The 18,002-nt window shown below is 52.2% G+C and carries 13 protein-coding genes; 12 read left to right on the top strand and 1 reads right to left on the bottom strand.

What is annotated here, in order from left to right:
• Window positions 1–594 precede the first annotated feature (594 nt).
• Entirely contained in the window at window positions 595–2,382 is a 1,788-nt protein-coding gene (lepA, locus tag ACYU8Y_RS07670; protein WP_460935849.1) for a translation elongation factor 4, read from the top strand.
• A 63-nt stretch (window positions 2,383–2,445) separates the two neighbouring features.
• Here lepA and ACYU8Y_RS07665 read toward each other — a convergent pair whose 3' ends face one another.
• The gene (locus ACYU8Y_RS07665; RefSeq protein ID WP_460935847.1) at window positions 2,446–2,862 is read right to left on the bottom strand and encodes an OsmC family peroxiredoxin; all 417 of its coding nucleotides are present in this window, start codon (window positions 2,860–2,862) and stop codon (window positions 2,446–2,448) included.
• A 135-nt stretch (window positions 2,863–2,997) separates the two neighbouring features.
• Between ACYU8Y_RS07665 and ACYU8Y_RS07660 the strand changes: the two genes are divergently transcribed.
• The 11 genes from ACYU8Y_RS07660 (at window position 2,998) to ACYU8Y_RS07610 (ending at window position 17,858) form a co-directional block, all read left to right on the top strand.
• Window positions 2,998–3,591, top strand: a complete 594-nt coding sequence (locus tag ACYU8Y_RS07660; protein WP_460935845.1) for a Crp/Fnr family transcriptional regulator — start codon at window positions 2,998–3,000, stop codon at window positions 3,589–3,591.
• Window positions 3,592–4,179: 588 nt separating this feature from the next.
• Window positions 4,180–4,461: a hypothetical protein gene (locus ACYU8Y_RS07655; RefSeq protein ID WP_460935843.1), complete on the top strand. Its 282-nt coding sequence runs from the start codon at window positions 4,180–4,182 to the stop codon at window positions 4,459–4,461.
• A gap of 160 nt (window positions 4,462–4,621) precedes the next feature.
• A complete protein-coding gene (locus ACYU8Y_RS07650; protein WP_460935841.1) occupies window positions 4,622–7,621 on the top strand; it encodes a SusC/RagA family TonB-linked outer membrane protein in 3,000 nt (999 codons plus the stop codon).
• Window positions 7,622–7,641: 20 nt separating this feature from the next.
• Entirely contained in the window at window positions 7,642–8,982 is a 1,341-nt protein-coding gene (locus tag ACYU8Y_RS07645; protein WP_460935839.1) for a RagB/SusD family nutrient uptake outer membrane protein, read from the top strand.
• Between the two features lie 26 nt (window positions 8,983–9,008).
• Complete coding sequence (locus tag ACYU8Y_RS07640; protein ID WP_460935837.1) at window positions 9,009–9,896, top strand: cyanophycinase; 888 nt, start codon at window positions 9,009–9,011, stop codon at window positions 9,894–9,896.
• A gap of 185 nt (window positions 9,897–10,081) precedes the next feature.
• On the top strand, window positions 10,082–11,434 hold the full coding sequence (locus ACYU8Y_RS07635; protein WP_460935835.1) for a DoxX family protein: 1,353 nt from the start codon (window positions 10,082–10,084) through the stop codon (window positions 11,432–11,434).
• Between the two features lie 12 nt (window positions 11,435–11,446).
• Window positions 11,447–13,132, top strand: a complete 1,686-nt coding sequence (locus ACYU8Y_RS07630) for a hypothetical protein (RefSeq protein WP_460935833.1) — start codon at window positions 11,447–11,449, stop codon at window positions 13,130–13,132.
• Window positions 13,133–13,215: 83 nt separating this feature from the next.
• Complete coding sequence (locus ACYU8Y_RS07625; RefSeq protein WP_460935831.1) at window positions 13,216–14,670, top strand: phytoene desaturase family protein; 1,455 nt, start codon at window positions 13,216–13,218, stop codon at window positions 14,668–14,670.
• A 124-nt stretch (window positions 14,671–14,794) separates the two neighbouring features.
• Window positions 14,795–15,538 (top strand): OmpA family protein, encoded by a 744-nt coding sequence (locus ACYU8Y_RS07620; RefSeq protein WP_460935829.1) that lies wholly within the window; start codon window positions 14,795–14,797, stop codon window positions 15,536–15,538.
• Between the two features lie 87 nt (window positions 15,539–15,625).
• Window positions 15,626–16,381, top strand: a complete 756-nt coding sequence (locus ACYU8Y_RS07615; RefSeq protein ID WP_460935827.1) for an oxygenase MpaB family protein — start codon at window positions 15,626–15,628, stop codon at window positions 16,379–16,381.
• A gap of 79 nt (window positions 16,382–16,460) precedes the next feature.
• Window positions 16,461–17,858 (top strand): L-serine ammonia-lyase, encoded by a 1,398-nt coding sequence (locus ACYU8Y_RS07610; RefSeq protein ID WP_460935825.1) that lies wholly within the window; start codon window positions 16,461–16,463, stop codon window positions 17,856–17,858.
• The last annotated feature ends 144 nt before the right edge of the window (window positions 17,859–18,002 follow it).

Genomic DNA, 18,002 nt, shown 5'->3' with positions numbered 1-18,002 from the left:
GAAATTTTTATATAAAATTTGCAACGAAAGGGCCATATACCTTATCTTTGTATTGTCAAGTTGATCGAGCGGGGTCACACGCCGGTCTTCTTGATTCTTTTCCTCACACTGTAGGATGTCGAAATTGGCAGACGTGCCCTCCTGTCTCGGGGGTGGTGATAAAGGATAAACGCAGCATAATGCCGCCCGCAAGGGCGACTGGGGTTGACCACCAGAGTTGTACTGTAGCTAACTGCACCGTGGGCGGTTCGAGTCCCCCTCCTACAGCAAGTTTCCGCTTCAGCGGGTAACGATTTTAGTTTGTTGATGAAGTGTAATTGAACACGCCGGCTCCCCGATGAGTCCGGCGTTTGTTTTTTTATGTCCCTTCCACAACAAACACCTGGCTGGCCGGCCGGGATACTAGCTCGACATTCCCGTCAATCCGGAAGCCCTGTTCGGAAAAAAGCTCCATTGCCCCTCTTTGCTGAGGCCTTACCACAAACTTGTCGTACTCACCCCGCCCATACTTAGCTTGAACGCGGAGTTTTTTGCGTATTTTTGCCATTTATTTAAGATAGACTCCCCGTCGTAAGGACGATCCGATATTCCAACGTGAAACATATTCGTAATTTTTGCATTATCGCCCACATTGATCACGGTAAGAGTACCCTGGCCGACCGTTTATTAGAATTCACCAAAACAGTTGGCTCCCGCGATATGCAGGCCCAGTTGCTGGATGATATGGATCTGGAGCGTGAGCGCGGCATCACGATCAAAAGCCACGCCATCCAGATGGACTACGTACACAAAGGGGAAACCTATACCCTGAACCTGATCGATACGCCGGGCCACGTCGATTTTAGCTACGAGGTATCGCGCTCCATTGCCGCTTGCGAAGGCGCGTTGTTGTTGGTCGATGCATCGCAGGGAACAGAAGCTCAGACGATCTCGAATTTATACCTGGCCCTGAATAACGATCTGGTTATTATCCCCGTCCTGAACAAGATCGACCTGCCGGGTGCCAGGCCCGAAGAAATTAAGGATGAAATGGTGGATCTGCTGGGTTGCGAGCGGGACGACATTATTCCGGCATCGGGTAAAGAAGGTATTGGCGTTCCGGAAATTCTGGCCGCCATTGTCGAACGAATCCCGGCCCCGCAAGGCGAACCGGCGGGCCCGTTGCAGGCGCTGATTTTCGATTCGCACTTCAACTCCTACCGGGGTATCGAAGTTATTTTCCGGGTTAAGAACGGTCGTATTCGCAAAGGTGATAAGGTGAAGTTCATGAACACCGGTAAGGAATACACCGCCGATGAAATCGGGACGCTCCGATTGAGCCAGGAACCCAAAGACGTGATCGAGTGTGGCGATGTAGGGTATTTGATTTCGGGGATCAAAGTGGCCAAAGAAGTAAAAGTTGGCGATACCGTTACGACGATCGACAACCCCGCTACGGTGGCTATTCAAGGATTCTCAGAAGTGAAACCGATGGTCTTCGCCGGTATTTACCCGGTAGAAACCAGCGAATTCGAAGACTTACGCGATGCCATGGAGAAACTGCAGCTCAATGATGCCGCCCTCGTATGGGAACCCGAAACGTCAGCAGCCCTGGGTTTTGGTTTCCGGTGTGGCTTCCTGGGTATGCTCCATATGGAAATTGTGCAGGAGCGCCTGGAACGCGAATTCGACATGACCGTGATCACGACCGTGCCCTCGGTGCGTTTTGAAGTCATGACCACCAAAGGTGAAGAACTTCAGGTATCGGCCCCCGCCGATATGCCCGATCCGAACCAGATCGATTATATTGAAGAACCGTTTATCCGGGCGCAGATCATTACCAAAGCTGAATACGTAGGTGGAATTATGGGGCTCTGCATGGATAAACGGAGCTTGCTTAAAAACCAGGTATACCTGACTGCCGACCGGGTTGAGCTTCAATTCGAAATGCCGCTCGCCGAAGTCGTGTTCGACTTTTTCGATAAGCTCAAGACGATCTCCCGCGGGTATGCCTCCCTCGACTACGAGTTTATGGACAACCGCGAGTCGGACATGGTGAAACTCGACGTAATGCTCAATGGCGATAAGGTCGATGCTCTTTCTGCCATTGTTCACCGCTCGAAGTCATACGAGTGGGGTAAGAAATTATGCGAAAAGCTCCGCGAGTTGATTCCCCGCCAACAGTTTGAAATTGCGATTCAGGCCGCCATCGGCCAGAAGATCATTGCCCGTGAAACCCTGAGTGCCCTGCGCAAAGACGTATTGGCCAAGTGTTATGGCGGTGATATTTCCCGGAAGCGTAAACTGCTCGACAAACAGAAAAAAGGGAAGAAGCGAATGCGCCAGGTGGGCAACGTAGAGATACCCCAGGAAGCCTTTATGGCCGTGTTGAAGATAAATTAAGAAAATGACCAGCCCGAAAGAGCTGGTCATTTTTCATATATGCCTCACTGAATAAATTAAGTCTTACGCCAACGTAGCGTCTACTTTGATTGTCGTATTGAATAATTTCGAGATTGGGCAGTTGTGCTCGGCATGATCGACGAGTTCATCAAACTTAGCCTTCTCAAGACCCGGTACAGCCGCTTTGAGTGTCAATACGGAACTCGTGATTCCACCATCTTCGAGGGTGATCGCGCAGCTTACATCCAGCGAATCGGCGGCAAAGCCAGCCTGCTGAATGTTGAACGCCAGTTGCATGGCAAAACAGCCAGCGTGAGCCGCTGCCACTAACTCTTCCGGGTTGGTTCCTACGCCATCCTCAAAACGGGTTTTATACGAGTATTGTGTTTTGTTTAAAACGGTACTGGCCGTCGTAACGGTGCCCTGACCATCCTTACCAGTTCCGGCCCAATGAGCCTGTGCATTGCGGGTAATTTTCATAATTTTACCAATTGACTTTGTTTGTTATTTCGTTTTGTTGGGTCAAAAGTAAGCAGTACAATTCTACCAATTTTTCACCTATGTTAAAAAGTGATCGGTAGTCAGAAAATAGAATCGCCGTTTCGAACCCAACCAATGACATCACCACAGCACGCTATATTACAGCAACAGTTACACCAGTTCGCCCAGCTTTCGGATGCGGATATTGACTTGTCTTATGAATTCTGGCAAGCCAAAACCGTCAGTCGGCATGAATTTTTTAACGTACCTAATTCGCTCTGTCGGCATATCGGCTTTATCGTCAGGGGCATCTTCCGAATCTATTATGTAGATCCGAAAACAGAATTGGAACATAATCTCTACTTCGCTGCCGAGAATATGTTTATTACTTCCTTGAAAAGTTTGCTCACCCGAACCACTTGTCCTTACATAATAGAAGCGCTGGAAACATCGGAACTGATGGTCATGCAGTATGATCACCTGCAGCAACTGTACGACCGTTCGCACGGCTGGGAACGCTTTGGTCGCCTGTTGGCGGAGCAGTTTTTTTTAATGAATCAACTTCGATCCGAGAGTCTGCTGACTCAAACTGCCGAAGAACGCTACGTTGACTTACTCAATAATCATCCGGACCTTCTTAACCGCGTTTCGCTGAGTCATATCTCATCCTATCTGGGAATAAAAGGACCATCGTTAAGCCGAATCCGGGCACAGGTAGCCCGAAAATAGTAGCAATGCACAAACAAAAATTATGGTAAGAATTACTCTTGTCTGAACCAGGCGAACCTTATTTAATAGCCTCAAACTGTAAAACTTAGAGCATCCCCTGACGTGCTTACTCGCGTTGAGCAGATACATTAATAACTCAGCATGTGGCCATCAATAACCGTATATCTCGATAGAGTATTAGGTAAAAGTCTGATAATCATTTTTTTACATTTATTTTGGAAAAACAAAATACGCTAGTCACCTTTGCTCAGCAGCTAACAAAGCTCCCCTAGCTTTACTCGCTTTACCCGTTCGATTGACATGATTACGTTACACCAACCGGCACACTTCGTTTCAACCATCACCGCTTCTCCTTTCCGGAATTCAGCGATGTGCCGAATGCCCATGCCTTTCTGCTGTTGCAGGTAGGTTCAACTCCGCCCTGCATCCTGATTGAGTACCCGTTTAGTTGACGGACTCGTTCGTTTCCACTGACTCAAGTGCCTACCCGTAATCACAGCAGGATACAGTAAAGAGAAAATTACCCTACTTAGTCAATAGAATACATAAACATAAAATGAACCTTCTCATTCCATCAGCAAATCAACTATGCACACTTCACTTATTTCTTCCCGGCCCGATTTTCAAGGTCTTGTTGCGCACGTGACGTACCAGATTGCGGGTTTCGACCGATTGAACTTCGTCAGTGATATTGCGAATACAGTGCCTCAGGATGGCGGCTACATCATTCAGGCCTTATCCTTCGAAGGTGATGGTATACAGGCCAGTGGTTTACTAACGGTTCAGATGCAGGAAAAACATCGACGCGACGGTTCTCTGGTTCAGCGCTTGCGCTCCGTACGGGGTATGGTGAGTGTGCAGGAAATCTAGTATATCCTTTTTCGGTTACCAGCGGGTTAATCAGCGGCAACTGATTGGCTTGCTCATAAAAAAGCCGAAACGGCGGCAACCGTTCCGGCTGGCTAACAATAAGGCTTAGACATCCGAAGCGTCGGACTGGCCTCATTTTTCACATAACCAAGACAAAGTAATGCAAAAACTTTTATTTGCGGGAGTAGTCTGGCTACTCGCCTGCGGAGGATTGCTGGCACAGTCAACCGCAACACGACTATCGGGTACCGTTCGAACCGATAATGGCGAGCCACTGCCGGGTGCAAACGTGGTATTAAAAAATCAGACAAAAGGGGCCACAACAGACGCAAACGGTCTTTTCAGCCTGGACGCTCGCTCGGGCGATGAGCTTGTCATCTCGGCCATCGGCTACCAAACGACCCAGGTTAAAGTTGGCTCAAAAACAACCCTCGATATTTCCCTACGGGAATCTGCCTCGCAACTCAATGAAGTGGTGGTAGTGGGGTACGGCACACAGGACCGCAAAAATCTGGTCGGTTCGGTTACACAAGTCAACGCAGACGAAATCAAGAACCGCCCGGTTGCCAGCTTCGATCAACAGTTGCAGGGTCGGGCGGCTGGTGTTCAGGTAGCCGCTAACACGGGCGTGCCGGGCGATGGTATTTTCTTCCGCATCCGGGGCACCACATCCATCAACGCCAGTAACGATCCGCTCTACGTGGTCGATGGTGTGTTTGTAAATAATCAGTCGCTCCAGAAAATCACCACCCAGGGCCAGGCCAACAACCCGCTGGCCGACATTAACCCTGCCGACATTGAATCCATTTCGATTCTGAAAGATGCCGAAGCAACCGCTATTTATGGAGCACGGGCCGCCAATGGGGTTGTCCTGATCACGACCAAACGGGGTGCTTATAACAGTAAAACGAAAGTTAGCCTGAACGCATCGGTCGGACAGGCTTGGGCGCCCAAACTCTGGGATCTGGTTACGGGCCCCGAACACGCGACGATCATCAACGAAGCCTGGATAAACGATGGCAAACCCGCTTCTACCCGGCCCTTCCGTCCCGTTTCGGAAGGGGGGCGCGGCTTGCCAGAAGACCAGCCAACTTACGATCGGCTGAGTGATATTTTCCGGACGGGTGCCCTGCGAAATTACGATCTGGCCGTATCAGGCGGCACGAAACAAACCCGTTTCTACCTGGGTGGCGGCTACACCAGTCAACAGGCAACGCTGCGTACCAATGACTTTGCCCGGGCGAGCTTCAAAATCAATCTGGACCAGGACATTACCGATAAAATCCGCATCGGCACGAGCAACATTTTCTCACAATCCAACCGCACCAACGCCCGCGTTGGCGATGGCCCACAGGGCGGCATTTTACAGGCCGCGCTGCATACGCCAACGTATTTGCCTAAGTTCAACACCGACGGTACGTATGCAAAATGGGCTGGTTTCGACAACCTGGATGTGCTGATCAATAACACCGATATGCATTCGACCAGCACTCGCTACATTGGCAATATCTACGGCGAATATGACATCGTCCCCGGACTGAAACTGCGCAGTAGCTGGAGCATCGACTACAACAACTACGACGAATACGAATACTGGAACACGCTCACCAACCGGGGAAGCGCCAGCAAAGGACTGGCTACATCGAGTGTCAGCAAAAACACGATCTGGATTAATGAGCAGACGTTATCTTACCGAACAAGCATGGGTGCCCAGCACAATTTTGGCGCCTTAGTAGGTAATACGTTACAGGGTAACGTGTCTACTCAGACACTGGCGCAGGGCACCAATTTCCCGTCGGACGCCTTCAAACAGATTGCATCGGCGTCGGTAACAACGGCATCGTCGAATCGCAACCAGTACAATCTGGTTTCCTACTTTGGTCGGGTCGATTACAATTTTGCGAAGAAGTACTTCGTTGAAGCCAGCCTCCGGGCCGATGCGTCGTCAAAATTCGCCAGGGGGCACCAGTGGGGTTATTTTCCATCGGCCGGGGTTGCCTGGCAGCTCAAGCAGGAGAATTTCTTACGCGATGTTAATTTCGTCAGCGACTTAAAAATCCGGGCCAGCGTGGGCTGGACGGGGAACCAGAATGGGATCGGCAACTACGCGTCGCGGGGTTTGTGGGGCGGTGGCAACAACTACCTGGATAATCCCGGAACGACGCCTGTGCAACTGGCCAATCCTGACCTGAAGTGGGAAACCACCCGACAAAGCAACATCGGCCTTAACCTGGGGTTATGGAACAACCGCATTGGCGTGGAACTCAACGCCTACTCGAAATACACCTACGATCTGCTTCTGCAGGTGCCGCTTGCCCAAAGCTCGGGCTTTGCCAGTATTTACCGGAACGACGGCGAAATAAGCAACCGGGGGCTTGAGTTTGCCATCAACTCCCAAAACATCAACAAAGCGGGCTTCCAATGGAATACCAGCTTCAACATCGCTGGCAACGTTAACCGGATCGAGAAATTATCCATTCCCGTCGATGCCAGCTACGCAGCCGAGCGAATGGCGCAGGGCCAGTCATTCCACTCGTTCTACGTATACAAACAGCTTTACGTCGATCCCAAAACAGGCGATGCCGTCTATGACGATGTCAATAAAGACGGGAAGATCACCGTGGCCGACAAGCAGTTCTACGGCACGGCACTACCTAAATTTTTCGGTGGCCTGAATAACACCTTCGCTTACAAAGGCTTTGACCTGTCCGTCTTCTTCAATTTCACCTATGGAAACAAGGTCTTCAACAACAACCGCTTCTTCCATGAATCGGGCGGTACACGGGACGACCGGCGGGCTATTAACAAGAATCAGTTGACCCGATGGCAGAAAGAAGGCGATATTACGGATGTACCACGGGTCACCACGATTGGCAATAACTACAACCTCAGCCCAATCAGCCGCTTCGTGGAGGATGGCTCGTTCCTGCGGCTGAACTCGCTGGTTCTTGGTTACACAATCCCAAAATCGGTGCTTCGGCGCGTGGGCATTTCCTCGGCCCGGGTTTATTATAGCGGCTCGAACCTATGGCTGTTAAGCAAGTATCAGGGACCCGATCCCGAAGTTAACGTAACGGCCGACCCAACCACCCAGGGATTTGATTTGGGGACGCCCCCGCAACCCCGGACGGCCCAGTTTGGCCTTAATCTGACACTTTGATTCGTTAGCGCTCATTCACCATGAAAATCAAATTCAAGCTAGTTCCCTTTTTTCTTCTGCTAACGGGCTGCCAATCCTTTTTAGATGTGCAGCCTGAATTACAGGTCGATGAATCACAGGCCATTACCAATGCCAGCACGGCCGAGGCAGCGTTGAATGGTTTATACAACCGCCTGGGTAACGATGGCTATTATGGCTCCAACTTTCAGTCGCTGGCCTATCTGTCGGGTGGCGATATTCAATGGACAGGTTCACAGGGTGCGCCCCAGGAGATCACGTCCCGCAAGTTGACCGCCGACAATGGCTATGTTGGTTCGGCCTGGTCGGCTATTTATCGAACCATTCTTCAGGCCAATTACCTGCTGGAAACCGTGCCGACCCTAACAGACCCTGTCCTGACCACCGACCGGAAAAATCAGATTCAGGGAGAAGCCTACGCCTTACGGGCTTTGTCTTATTTCGACCTGGTCCGGGGCTGGGGTGGTGTGCAGGTGATTTTGAAAGCAACCCGTACGTCATCCGACAATACAGGTATCACCCGCGGCAGTGTCGATGACACGTATGCACAGGTGCTCAAAGACTTGACAGCGGCCGAGCCTTTACTGAGCGCCACGACCAACCGAAACAAGGTTACTCGAAAAACCGTCTGGGCGCTGCGGGCACGCTACCATTTGTACCGTCAGGAATGGGATCAGGCCGAAACCTACGCCAGCAAACTCATTGATGATACAAATTACAAACTGGCCAAACCGTACAGTGCTTTTTTCGCGAACAACGCCGTAGCCACGCCAGAATCGGTCTTTGAGATCGCCTACAGCAACTCGTTTAAAAATGGCCATTACAACTGGTGGCTGCCGCCAGCCCTCAGCGGCCGCCGGGAGTGGGCGCCCAACGACAAACTCGTGGCGCTGCTCAATGACCCCAATGTGGGCGGGAATCGAAAAGAATTGATTGCCCAGACGAGTCCGCCGGGCAACTTATGGTATGGCAAGCTATACTACCGCACTCCGCTCGGTACCGATCCGGCTTATGTCATTCGCATTGCTGAACTGTATCTGATTCGGGCCGAGGCACGGGCGCAGCTCGGCAAAACAGCGGCTGCGCTGGCCGATCTGAACGCCGTTCGGGATCGGGCAGCCGTCCCCGCATCGCAGGCCGACACGAAAGAAGCTCTGTTGCTGGCCATTGAAACGGAACGGCAGGTCGAGTTTCCATTTGAAGCCGACCGCTGGTTCAATCTGATTCGCACGGGTCGGGTGGCAACCGTACTGGGCATTACCGATGCCAGTAAATACGTGCTGCCAATTCCGAACAGCGAAATTCTGGCCGATAAAGCATTAAAGCAGAATCAAGGGTATTAAATTGGTGTCTACAAATAACTCCTGACATGAAAAAGCAATTCATTGTACCTCTTCTCATTCTGACCCTACTCGCCGGGAAGCTTTTGGCCCAAACAAGCCAGACCGTAGGCCCTGAAAAAGGGGCACTCGTTATTGTGGGTGGGGGCAGCATGGGCCCCGAACTCTGGAATCGGTTCGTTGAACTGGCGGGTGGACCTGCCAAAGCCAGCATCGTTATTATCCCAACGGCGGGCGAAGATTCATCGGCCAATGGCATTCCGCGCGAAAAGGAAAAACTGCTTAGTCTGGGTGTTAAAGACATTACTGTCCTGCACACCCGCGACCCGAAAGTTGCCAATCAGGAGTCGTTCGTCGCTCCGCTACGCAAAGCCACCGGTATCTGGTTTGTGGGTGGTCGTCACTGGCGGCTGGCGGACTCGTACCTGAATACGCTGGCCCATAAGGAGTTCAATGCCGTACTGAGCCGGGGCGGAGTGATTGGTGGCACATCAGCGGGTGCGACCATTCTGGGCTCCTTTATGGTGCGGGGCGACACGAAAGGCAACTCGATCATGATCGGTGACCACACCCAGGGGCTGGATTTCATTCATAACGTAACCATCGACCAGCACTTTCTACGGCGGAATCGTCAATTCGATCTTATTGAGGTGATCAAAGCACGACCCGAACTACTGGGCATTGCCATTGATGAGGGCACCGCTATTGTCGTCCAGCAAAATACCTTCGACGTGATTGGCAATTCCTACGTGGGCATCTACGAAGCCGGACAGATTGCCAGTAGCACCAAATATCCATCGGGCCAGAACAGTAGCGGAGGTCCGTTTTACTTCCTGGGCAAGGGGCAGAAATTTGATTTGAAAGAACGTAAAGTAATCAGCGCGCAACCACAACGGCCCAACGAGCCCGCGAAGTAGACGGGCTCGTTTGTTCTTGGCCCGGCGTATTTCTGTAGATTCCTGAACCGTACAGCCTATCCCTAGTCCCTGAGGAGGAGCAATCCGAGTCCAGTATGCTCCTCTCCAGGGACTAGGGGTACTCGATCGCCTTATAAGCCAGGATAGAATTTACTACACTATATATTCCATAGAATTTAATCATTATGACAGTATCAACGGCCAAATCAGTTGAATCAGCGCAAACCTGGGGCAAGGGAGAGAAAATAGCCTTTCGCTTCGTCTTTATCTATTTCCTGCTTCAGGCAATTCCGCTCGACTGGCAGTTTTACCGAAACCTGTTGTCCATTGATTGGGGAGCTTACTACTACCGCGATCTATTCAATCTGGCCAGATACGCTCCCCATTTTTTTGGCCCAGCCGATACATTCGTTAACTGGGCCGTTGTCGCCCTGATCGCGCTGGTGGGCACCATAATCTGGACCATTCGGGATCAGAAACGGCTTGCTTATGACCAACTGTATTACTGGCTTCGGGTGGTTGTCCGGTATCGACTGGCGGTGGCCATCCTCGCTTATGGGTTTATCAAACTCTTCCCCATGCAGGCCCCGCTTCCATCCCTGAGCAACCTCAACACGCCTTATGGGGAATTTACGGCCTGGAAACTTTTCTCGCTAAGTCTGGGCATTACGCCTTCGTATGAATCCTTTCTGGGCATTGTCGAAATTCTGGGGGGCCTGCTGCTGCTTAACCGCAAGACAACCAGTATTGGCACACTGATTATTCTTCCATTTCTGGGTAACGTTTTTGTGTCCAACCTGGCCTACGAGGGGGGTGAGTATGTTTATAGTTTACTGCTCATTACGTTTGCGTTGCTGTTGTTTTCTTTCGACGCAATTCGACTTTTTCGCCTGGTTTCACTGGAAAAACTCGCCCTACCCAATCGGTTTAAACCCGTATTCGCCGAAACCTGGCAACGCTATGGTCGGCTGGTTCTCAAGGGTAGTTTCGTTTTTTTTGCTGTATTCTTTTACGGGTATAAGACCTACGCAGCGTATAAAACCGGTCCATATCAGTTCCCAAAAACGCCGGGGTTGCCCGGAGCCGCGGGCGTATACGATGTACAGACGTTTACACTCGCTGGCGAAACTCTCCCCTATTCCCGAACGGATTCGGTGCGTTGGCAGGATGTTGTGTTCGAAACCTGGAACACGATTAGTATCAAGTCGAACCGGCCGGTTATCGCAGATCGGTCGAACACGGAGCAGATTCAAATCGATGATGCCCATCGAACCTACGAGCAGGCGGGCACAACGGGCCGTCACTATTACAGCTATCAGATCGACGCGGCCAAACACGTACTGACGCTTAGGAATCGCAACCCGAATTACCCGAACGAAACGCTGACGCTCCGGTATCAGCAGGCTCCCAATCAACTTGTCTTATCGGGGCTCACCGAAACCCGTGATTCGGTATACGTAGTCCTGAATAAACTCAACAAAAAATACCTGCTGAACGAGGCTGCCAAAGCCGGTCGCCGGGGAACCCTTACTCTCTAATTACGCAAAACAATGGCACTCCCGAATATCAATCCCGAACGGTTGGACTTAGGCCTGGTTTCGCCCGAAGAGCTAACCGCCCCCCAAAGCGCAGACCGGCTATTTTCAGCTAAACAGCCGCCCCTGATCGATCCACAAACGGATAACTACCCAGCCTGGACACGCAGCCAGAAGATTGCCTTCCGCATTGCGTTTGTTTTCTTCATTGTGATGTCCATACCAACCAGTGCGAGCTGGTATAAAAACGTAGCCTCGCTCGACTGGCTGCATCTGCACTACCGCGATCTGTATGACGTAGCCCGTTTTCAGCCAAACATACTGGGCCGGGTAAGCTGGTGGCCTGCGTGGATGGGATACGGGGAGTGGGTTTTCATCCTACTGGTGTCTGCCGTAGTGGGCCTGATCTGGACCGCCGTGGTAGCGCTTCGGCGAACAGAGCCGCGCGATTATAACTGGCTCTACTACTGGCTTCGGGTGGTTGTCCGCTACCGGGCGGGTATCGGCATTATTGGTTTTGGCTTCACCAAACTACTACCCACGCAGTTGCCTTATCCGTCGCTCGGGTTGCTGAATACCAATTTTGGTGATCTTACCGCTCAGAAAATCTACTGGCTGTCCATCGGTATAGTACCCTGGTATGAAGTGTTTACGGGCGTGGTGGAAGTGCTGGCCGGTGCGTTTTTATTTTTCCGGGCAACTACCTTTTGGGGTGCTGTTCTGCTATTCGGTGCCCTGGCCGATATTGTCTATGTCAACCTGGCCTACGATGGTGGCGTGCACGGATACAGCTCCTATTTCGTGGTGCTGTCCGGCTTTCTGCTCGTGTATTACATCCGGGACTTGTACACCCTCCTGATTCGGGAACAGCCTACCATCCCGGTTCATTATTACCCTTCGTTTACAGGTTGGCAACAGGGCGCCCGCATCGGCTTGAAAACCGCAACCATCGGCATTTTTCTGGTTCTTCTCTTCTGGATTCAATACGTTAACTTCCGGTACGATCCGTATAAACAGCCCGCTCAGAAAGGCGTCCGGGAACTTCGGGGCAACTATGCCGTAACCGAATTCAGGATCAATAACCAGGAAATTCCCTATTCGCCCGTAGACTCCGTTCGGTGGCAGGAAGCGACTTTCGAAAACTGGTCGACACTGACGTTCAAGGTGAATCGAGCCGTCCCACTTGACCTTTCCAACGGGGGCGGCTCACCCATGCGCGACATCAACCGAACGTTTGAATTAACAGGTGTGGCCGGTGGTCAGCGAGTGTTTTACTACGATGCCGATCCGGTCAACCATGTGCTGTATTTGCAGGATAAATACCGCCCCGCCACCGGTCGGCGGGGCGAAGGTGGAGAGAGTGAAGAGGGAGCCTCAAAAAAGGCATCAACCAAAAAAAGTAAACGGACCAATGCTGATGATCAGTGGATTCCCGCTTCAGCGCTGGCCAATATTGGCCCGGAAGATCCAAAAATTGCGTCTATTGCCCGCAGTACCCGCCGTACCAAAGGCATAAGATCTGAAGCCCGGCAGGAAGACGGCTCTCGTAAACGCATGATTCTCAACTACCAGACAACTGACGGGTCGCACGTTGTGCTGACGGGTACCAACGAGCATAAAGAAGCCATCTATGTGGTACTGGACCGGATTGATCGTCCCTATGCTCTGTCGAAAAGTACCCTGAATGCGGGGGAGTATTAGATAAAGGCAACCATAGATCATGCCTACGCCGGAACACTTAAGCCGGTAACGGCTGTTATGCTCTCGATTCCTTCTCCTGCGACATGGCAAAACCTGAATATGATGCCGTGGTTGTTGGCTCAGGCCCCAACGGACTGAGTGCAGCCATCACCCTGCAACGCGCTGGCCTGTCGGTCGTGGTGCTGGAAGCCAAAGACACAATTGGCGGGGGGCTTCGCTCGGCCGAGCTAACCCAACCCGGCTTTGTGCACGACATTTGTTCGGCCATTCATCCAATGGCCATTGGTTCACCGTTTTTCCGGACCCTGCCCCTCGCCGAGCATGGACTTGAGTTTATCAATCCACCCATTGCAGCGGCTCATCCGTTCGATGGGGGCACTGCCGCAGCCCTCCGACGCTCCCTCATCGAGACGGCTCAATCGCTGGGTGTCGATGAACAGGCCTATCGAAACCTACTGGAACCGATCGTTCGTGACTGGCCGACCATGGCTCCCGATATTCTGGGGCCGCTGCGTTTCCCGAAGCATCCGATCAACATGGCTAGTTTTGGACTGGATGCCCTTTTACCCAGCACGCAGCTAGTGAAACGGTTCAAGACGAAAGAAGCGCGGGGGCTTTTCGGAGGTATGGCCGCTCATTCTATTCAGCCCCTGAGCAACCTGACCACCTCGGCTATCGCGCTGGTACTGATGACCGCCGGCCACCTCTACGACTGGCCTATTCCCAAAGGTGGTTCCCAAACCATAGCCAATGCGTTGGCGTCCTATTTCCGATCCATCGGCGGAAAAATTGAAACGGGGCGATTAGTCCAGTCGCTTAGCGATATTCCGGCCACACGGGTCGTCCTGTTCGACGTTACACCCCGGCAACTGCTCAGCATCGCCGGAGAGCGCTTTTCATCCCTTTACCGCAGCCAGTTGGCGCACTACCGCTACGGTATGGGCGTTTTCAAAATTGACTGGGCGCTGGATGGGCCCATTCCGTTCACAGCCCCCGAATGCCGACAGGCCGGGACGGTTCATCTTGGCGGTACGTTCGAAGAAATCGCCGATGCGGAACAGGCCACGTCAGCGGGTAAACATCCCGACAAACCCTACGTCTTGCTGGCGCAACAAAGCCTGTTCGATCCCAGCCGAAGCCCCGACGGCAAACAGACAGCCTGGGCCTATTGTCATGTCCCAAACGGGTCAACGCTGGATAGAACCCAGATTATTGAACAACAGGTAGAACGGTTTGCCCCCGGTTTTCGGGACCGGATTCTGGATCGGCATACGATGAATACGGCTCAGATGGAGCGCTATAACCCGAACTACATCGGGGGCGATATCAACGGGGGGATCATCGATATCGGCCAGTTATATACGCGCCCTGTTGTTAGTTTATCGCCCTACAAAACGTCGGCACCGGGCCTATTTATCTGTTCGTCTTCCACCCCACCCGGTGGTGGCGTACATGGCATGTGCGGTTATCATGCGGCTCGGGTTGCCCTGCGCGAAGGATTTGGCATGCCCTCCCCAATACAACTGGCCACTAGTTGATAACCATTGGGCTCAATTGTCTTTACAGACAACGTATCAGGCAGCGCAGGCCCCGAAAAGCAATGATTTCATATCCGGCATTTTATTTGCAGTATGGGTCTTGACGCCCATCTACTGTACCCAAATGCGCCTTTTGTTTCTTGTTCTTTTCCATCTGCTGAGTCTGCTTAATACATTCGGCCAGGGAAAAAGGCCTCTTATCCGGCAACCGGCTGAACGCCAGCACATGCCGTTCACGATTTCGGCCGTAGATGATAAAACATCGGCGGTGATAGCGGCTAAATTCACAATTCAGGCCAAGCAGGCCAAACAGAAATTCATTGGCGAAAGCAAACGGACGAGCCCCTATTCGTTCACGTTAATGCGTACAGATACCATAAACGTTTTGGCCAGTGCCCCCGGCTACTATGAAGTCGAGGAGTTGCTGGTCGTGTCAAGCGATGGGTGTGCCGATTGTGGCTACGTGATCCGGCTTGAAAAAGAAGACCCAAAAGTCGACAGTGTGTTTCGAAACCTGGAAGTCAATCAGGCGTTTCGATTAGACAATGTCTATTTCGACCAAAGCAGCTACGTGCTCCGGCCAGCGTCCTATCCGCAGTTAGATAAGCTGGTCAGAACGTTAATGAGTATGCCTAAGCTGGTTATTGAGATTGCCGGGCATACCGATAATGTAGGCGACCGACGACTCAATCAGGCACTATCCGAAAACCGGGCCCGAATCATTACCCGCTACCTCATCGACAACGGCATTTCGGAACGACGACTACGGCATGCAGGCTATGGCAGTAGCAAACCGGCCGCCCCCAATGATACAGAAGATAATAAACGAAAGAACCGACGCGTTGAATTTGTTGTCTTATCCTTGTAGCGATCAGTTGGTTTTTCCCACACTATTTTCGAATAGACCGTGCTGAAGAACGACTTGATCACAAATGGCTATCGAGACTGTAAATCAATGCATTTCTTCGTCAAACCCGACTCAATCACTCGCCAGATATGGGGCGATGCGGACGTTATTCTTCTTGTTTTTGCCGGTTCGGCCGCCGAATTCGCGCTGAACCGGGCGGTAGACTGGTTATTTTTTACGGGCAAGCTCCCGGCTGACCCCATCGCCCGGCTCTTTTCGACGGTGCGCTACGCGCAGGATATCGTCTTCTCGTCGGATGAGAAAGCCCGGCAGGCCATTGCCCGGATGAGTGCTATTCACGGGGGCGTTGAGCAGAAGCGGGGCTATCAGATTCCCGACTGGGCCTATCGCGATGTGTTGTATATGCTGATCGATTACTCCGTACGAGCTTTCGAAACCCTCCACCGCCCGCTGACGAACCCCGAGCGGGAAGACGTATTCGCCACCTTCCGGGAAGTGGGTGCGGGGATGCATGTGCCTGATCTGCCGACGAATTACGCAGACTGGCAAATCGACCGGGAAGCCCACCTGAACCGCGATCTGGTCAGAAGTGAATTTACGGATAAGCTGTTTCAGCGGTATCGTGAACAACTGGGAAACTGGCGTTATGATCTGCTCCGGCAGGCGCAGGCCGTTTTGGTTCCGAGGCAGGTCAGCCAGCGACTGAACCTACCCCAAAAACCGTTTCTGACGTACACGATCGGCTTGTATAAAGTCCTGAACGTTCTTGGTCTCCGTTCTGTGGTGCAGCGCGTGCTGCTGCCAACGGAATACCTCGATCAAATCAGGGGTTTGGACCGGTGAGTTTACAGTAGTAGGTTTACGGTATTCGCGCACGGGTTCAGCCAACGTGGCCCGGCCCTGCGCCATCAACTTCATCAATATGACCACTTCGCCTATCACCACGTCTGTCTTCGACCTGTTTAAGGTGGGGCCGGGGCCGTCGAGTTCGCATACCATTGGCCCGATGAAAGCGGCCTTTGATTTCCGGCAACGACTGGCTCAGCTACCGGCCGACACCCGGCAGCGAGCCGACGCTATTCATGTGTATCTATACGGCTCCCTGAGTGCAACCGGGAAAGGACATGGGACCGACCGTGCGGTAGTGGCGGGTCTGTTGGGCTGGCAACCCGAAACAACGGACCCTATAGCGATGCTGAAGTTATTACGCGACCCCGCATTTTTATACCCCGTTTCGTTGGGTGACCAAACCATCGGTATTGGCGCGTCACAGATTCATTTCGAACGAAAACGGTATGAATCACCCTACGCCAACACAATGGTGCTCAAATTAACAACGGGCGATCAGGTGTTGGCCGAAGAAGAATATTACTCCATTGGGGGCGGATTCATTATTCGCAAGGGAGAGCCGGAAGCCAGTGCCAGCACCCATACCGTGCCCTATCCGTACAGTACGATGGCCAAACTGAAAGATCATCTAAACACTCATTCCCTGTCGCTGGAGGAGCTCTTGATGGCGAACGAAATGGCGTTGACCAACCGAAGCCGTGCCGAAATAAACCAGCGAATCGACCAGATTCTGGACTTTATGCACAAAGCCGTCCGGCGCGGGCTTAAGCACAAAGGCGTGTTACCGGGCAATATCAGGCTGAGTCGGAAAGCGCCTATCTTATTCCAGCAGGCAAAAGGCATGAACCAGCCGGGGGCGGCTCTCCGCTCGGACAGCTTCCTCATTTTTTTAAATGCTTACTGCCTGGCGGCATCGGAAGAAAACGCGGCAGGAGGCATCGTTGTGACGGCTCCTACCTCGGGCGCATCGGGCGTCATTCCGGGCTTGACTTTTCTGGCCAAACATCATTTTCACTACGACCGGGCGACGATGCGGGCGGGTATGCTGGCGGCCGCCGTTATCGGATTTCTGATCAAGCACAACGCCAGTATTTCAGGAGCCGAAATGGGATGTATGGGCGAAATTGGCTCGGCTTCGGCCATGGGAGCGGCTTTCCTGACCCGTTGCGCCCAGGCTGTCAGCGACATTGGGCCTATCGAAGCCGCTGCCGAAATCGGCATTGAACATCACCTCGGCATGACCTGCGACCCCATTGGCGGTTATGTACAGATTCCGTGCATCGAGCGCAACGCTATGGGGGCCATAAAAGCCTATAATGCTTATTTGCTGGCGACATCGGGGGCGGCTTCGTTTCAGAAAATTTCGCTCGATGCGGTCATTAAAGTTATGAAAGCCACCGGCCGCGATATGTCGACTAAGTACAAGGAAACATCAGAAGCCGGGTTGGCGCTGAGCGCAACCGAGTGCTAAGTAATTCTACCCATTTCGTCATGGGGTCTACCAGGACGCGCGAATAGCGAGGGCGAAAGAGAGACTGCAGTAAGCTTTTCTCTTTTTCGCCCTCGCTTCCTTTTAAGGTTGCCAGTGCCTTGAGTTAAACAATTGCCTGTATTT

This window comes from Spirosoma humi (assembly GCF_054776575.1).
Note: the sequence above shows the minus strand (reverse complement) of the source record. Positions and strands in the feature narration are given on the sequence as shown.

Excerpts from the sequence above, each read along its gene's own strand:
- ACYU8Y_RS07610 (WP_460935825.1), top strand. The coding sequence starts at position 16,461 with ATGACCACTTCGCCTATCACCACGTCTGTCTTCGACCTGTTTAAGGTG.
- ACYU8Y_RS07630 (WP_460935833.1), top strand. The coding sequence starts at position 11,447 with ATGGCACTCCCGAATATCAATCCCGAACGGTTGGACTTAGGCCTGGTT.
- ACYU8Y_RS07625 (WP_460935831.1), top strand. The coding sequence starts at position 13,216 with ATGGCAAAACCTGAATATGATGCCGTGGTTGTTGGCTCAGGCCCCAAC.
- ACYU8Y_RS07660 (WP_460935845.1), top strand. The coding sequence starts at position 2,998 with ATGACATCACCACAGCACGCTATATTACAGCAACAGTTACACCAGTTC.
- ACYU8Y_RS07645 (WP_460935839.1), top strand. The coding sequence starts at position 7,642 with ATGAAAATCAAATTCAAGCTAGTTCCCTTTTTTCTTCTGCTAACGGGC.
- ACYU8Y_RS07620 (WP_460935829.1), top strand. The coding sequence starts at position 14,795 with ATGCGCCTTTTGTTTCTTGTTCTTTTCCATCTGCTGAGTCTGCTTAAT.
- ACYU8Y_RS07655 (WP_460935843.1), top strand. The coding sequence starts at position 4,180 with ATGCACACTTCACTTATTTCTTCCCGGCCCGATTTTCAAGGTCTTGTT.
- ACYU8Y_RS07650 (WP_460935841.1), top strand. The coding sequence starts at position 4,622 with ATGCAAAAACTTTTATTTGCGGGAGTAGTCTGGCTACTCGCCTGCGGA.
- ACYU8Y_RS07665 (WP_460935847.1), bottom strand. The coding sequence starts at position 2,862 with ATGAAAATTACCCGCAATGCACAGGCTCATTGGGCCGGAACTGGTAAG.
- ACYU8Y_RS07635 (WP_460935835.1), top strand. The coding sequence starts at position 10,082 with ATGACAGTATCAACGGCCAAATCAGTTGAATCAGCGCAAACCTGGGGC.
- ACYU8Y_RS07615 (WP_460935827.1), top strand. The coding sequence starts at position 15,626 with ATGCATTTCTTCGTCAAACCCGACTCAATCACTCGCCAGATATGGGGC.
- ACYU8Y_RS07640 (WP_460935837.1), top strand. The coding sequence starts at position 9,009 with ATGAAAAAGCAATTCATTGTACCTCTTCTCATTCTGACCCTACTCGCC.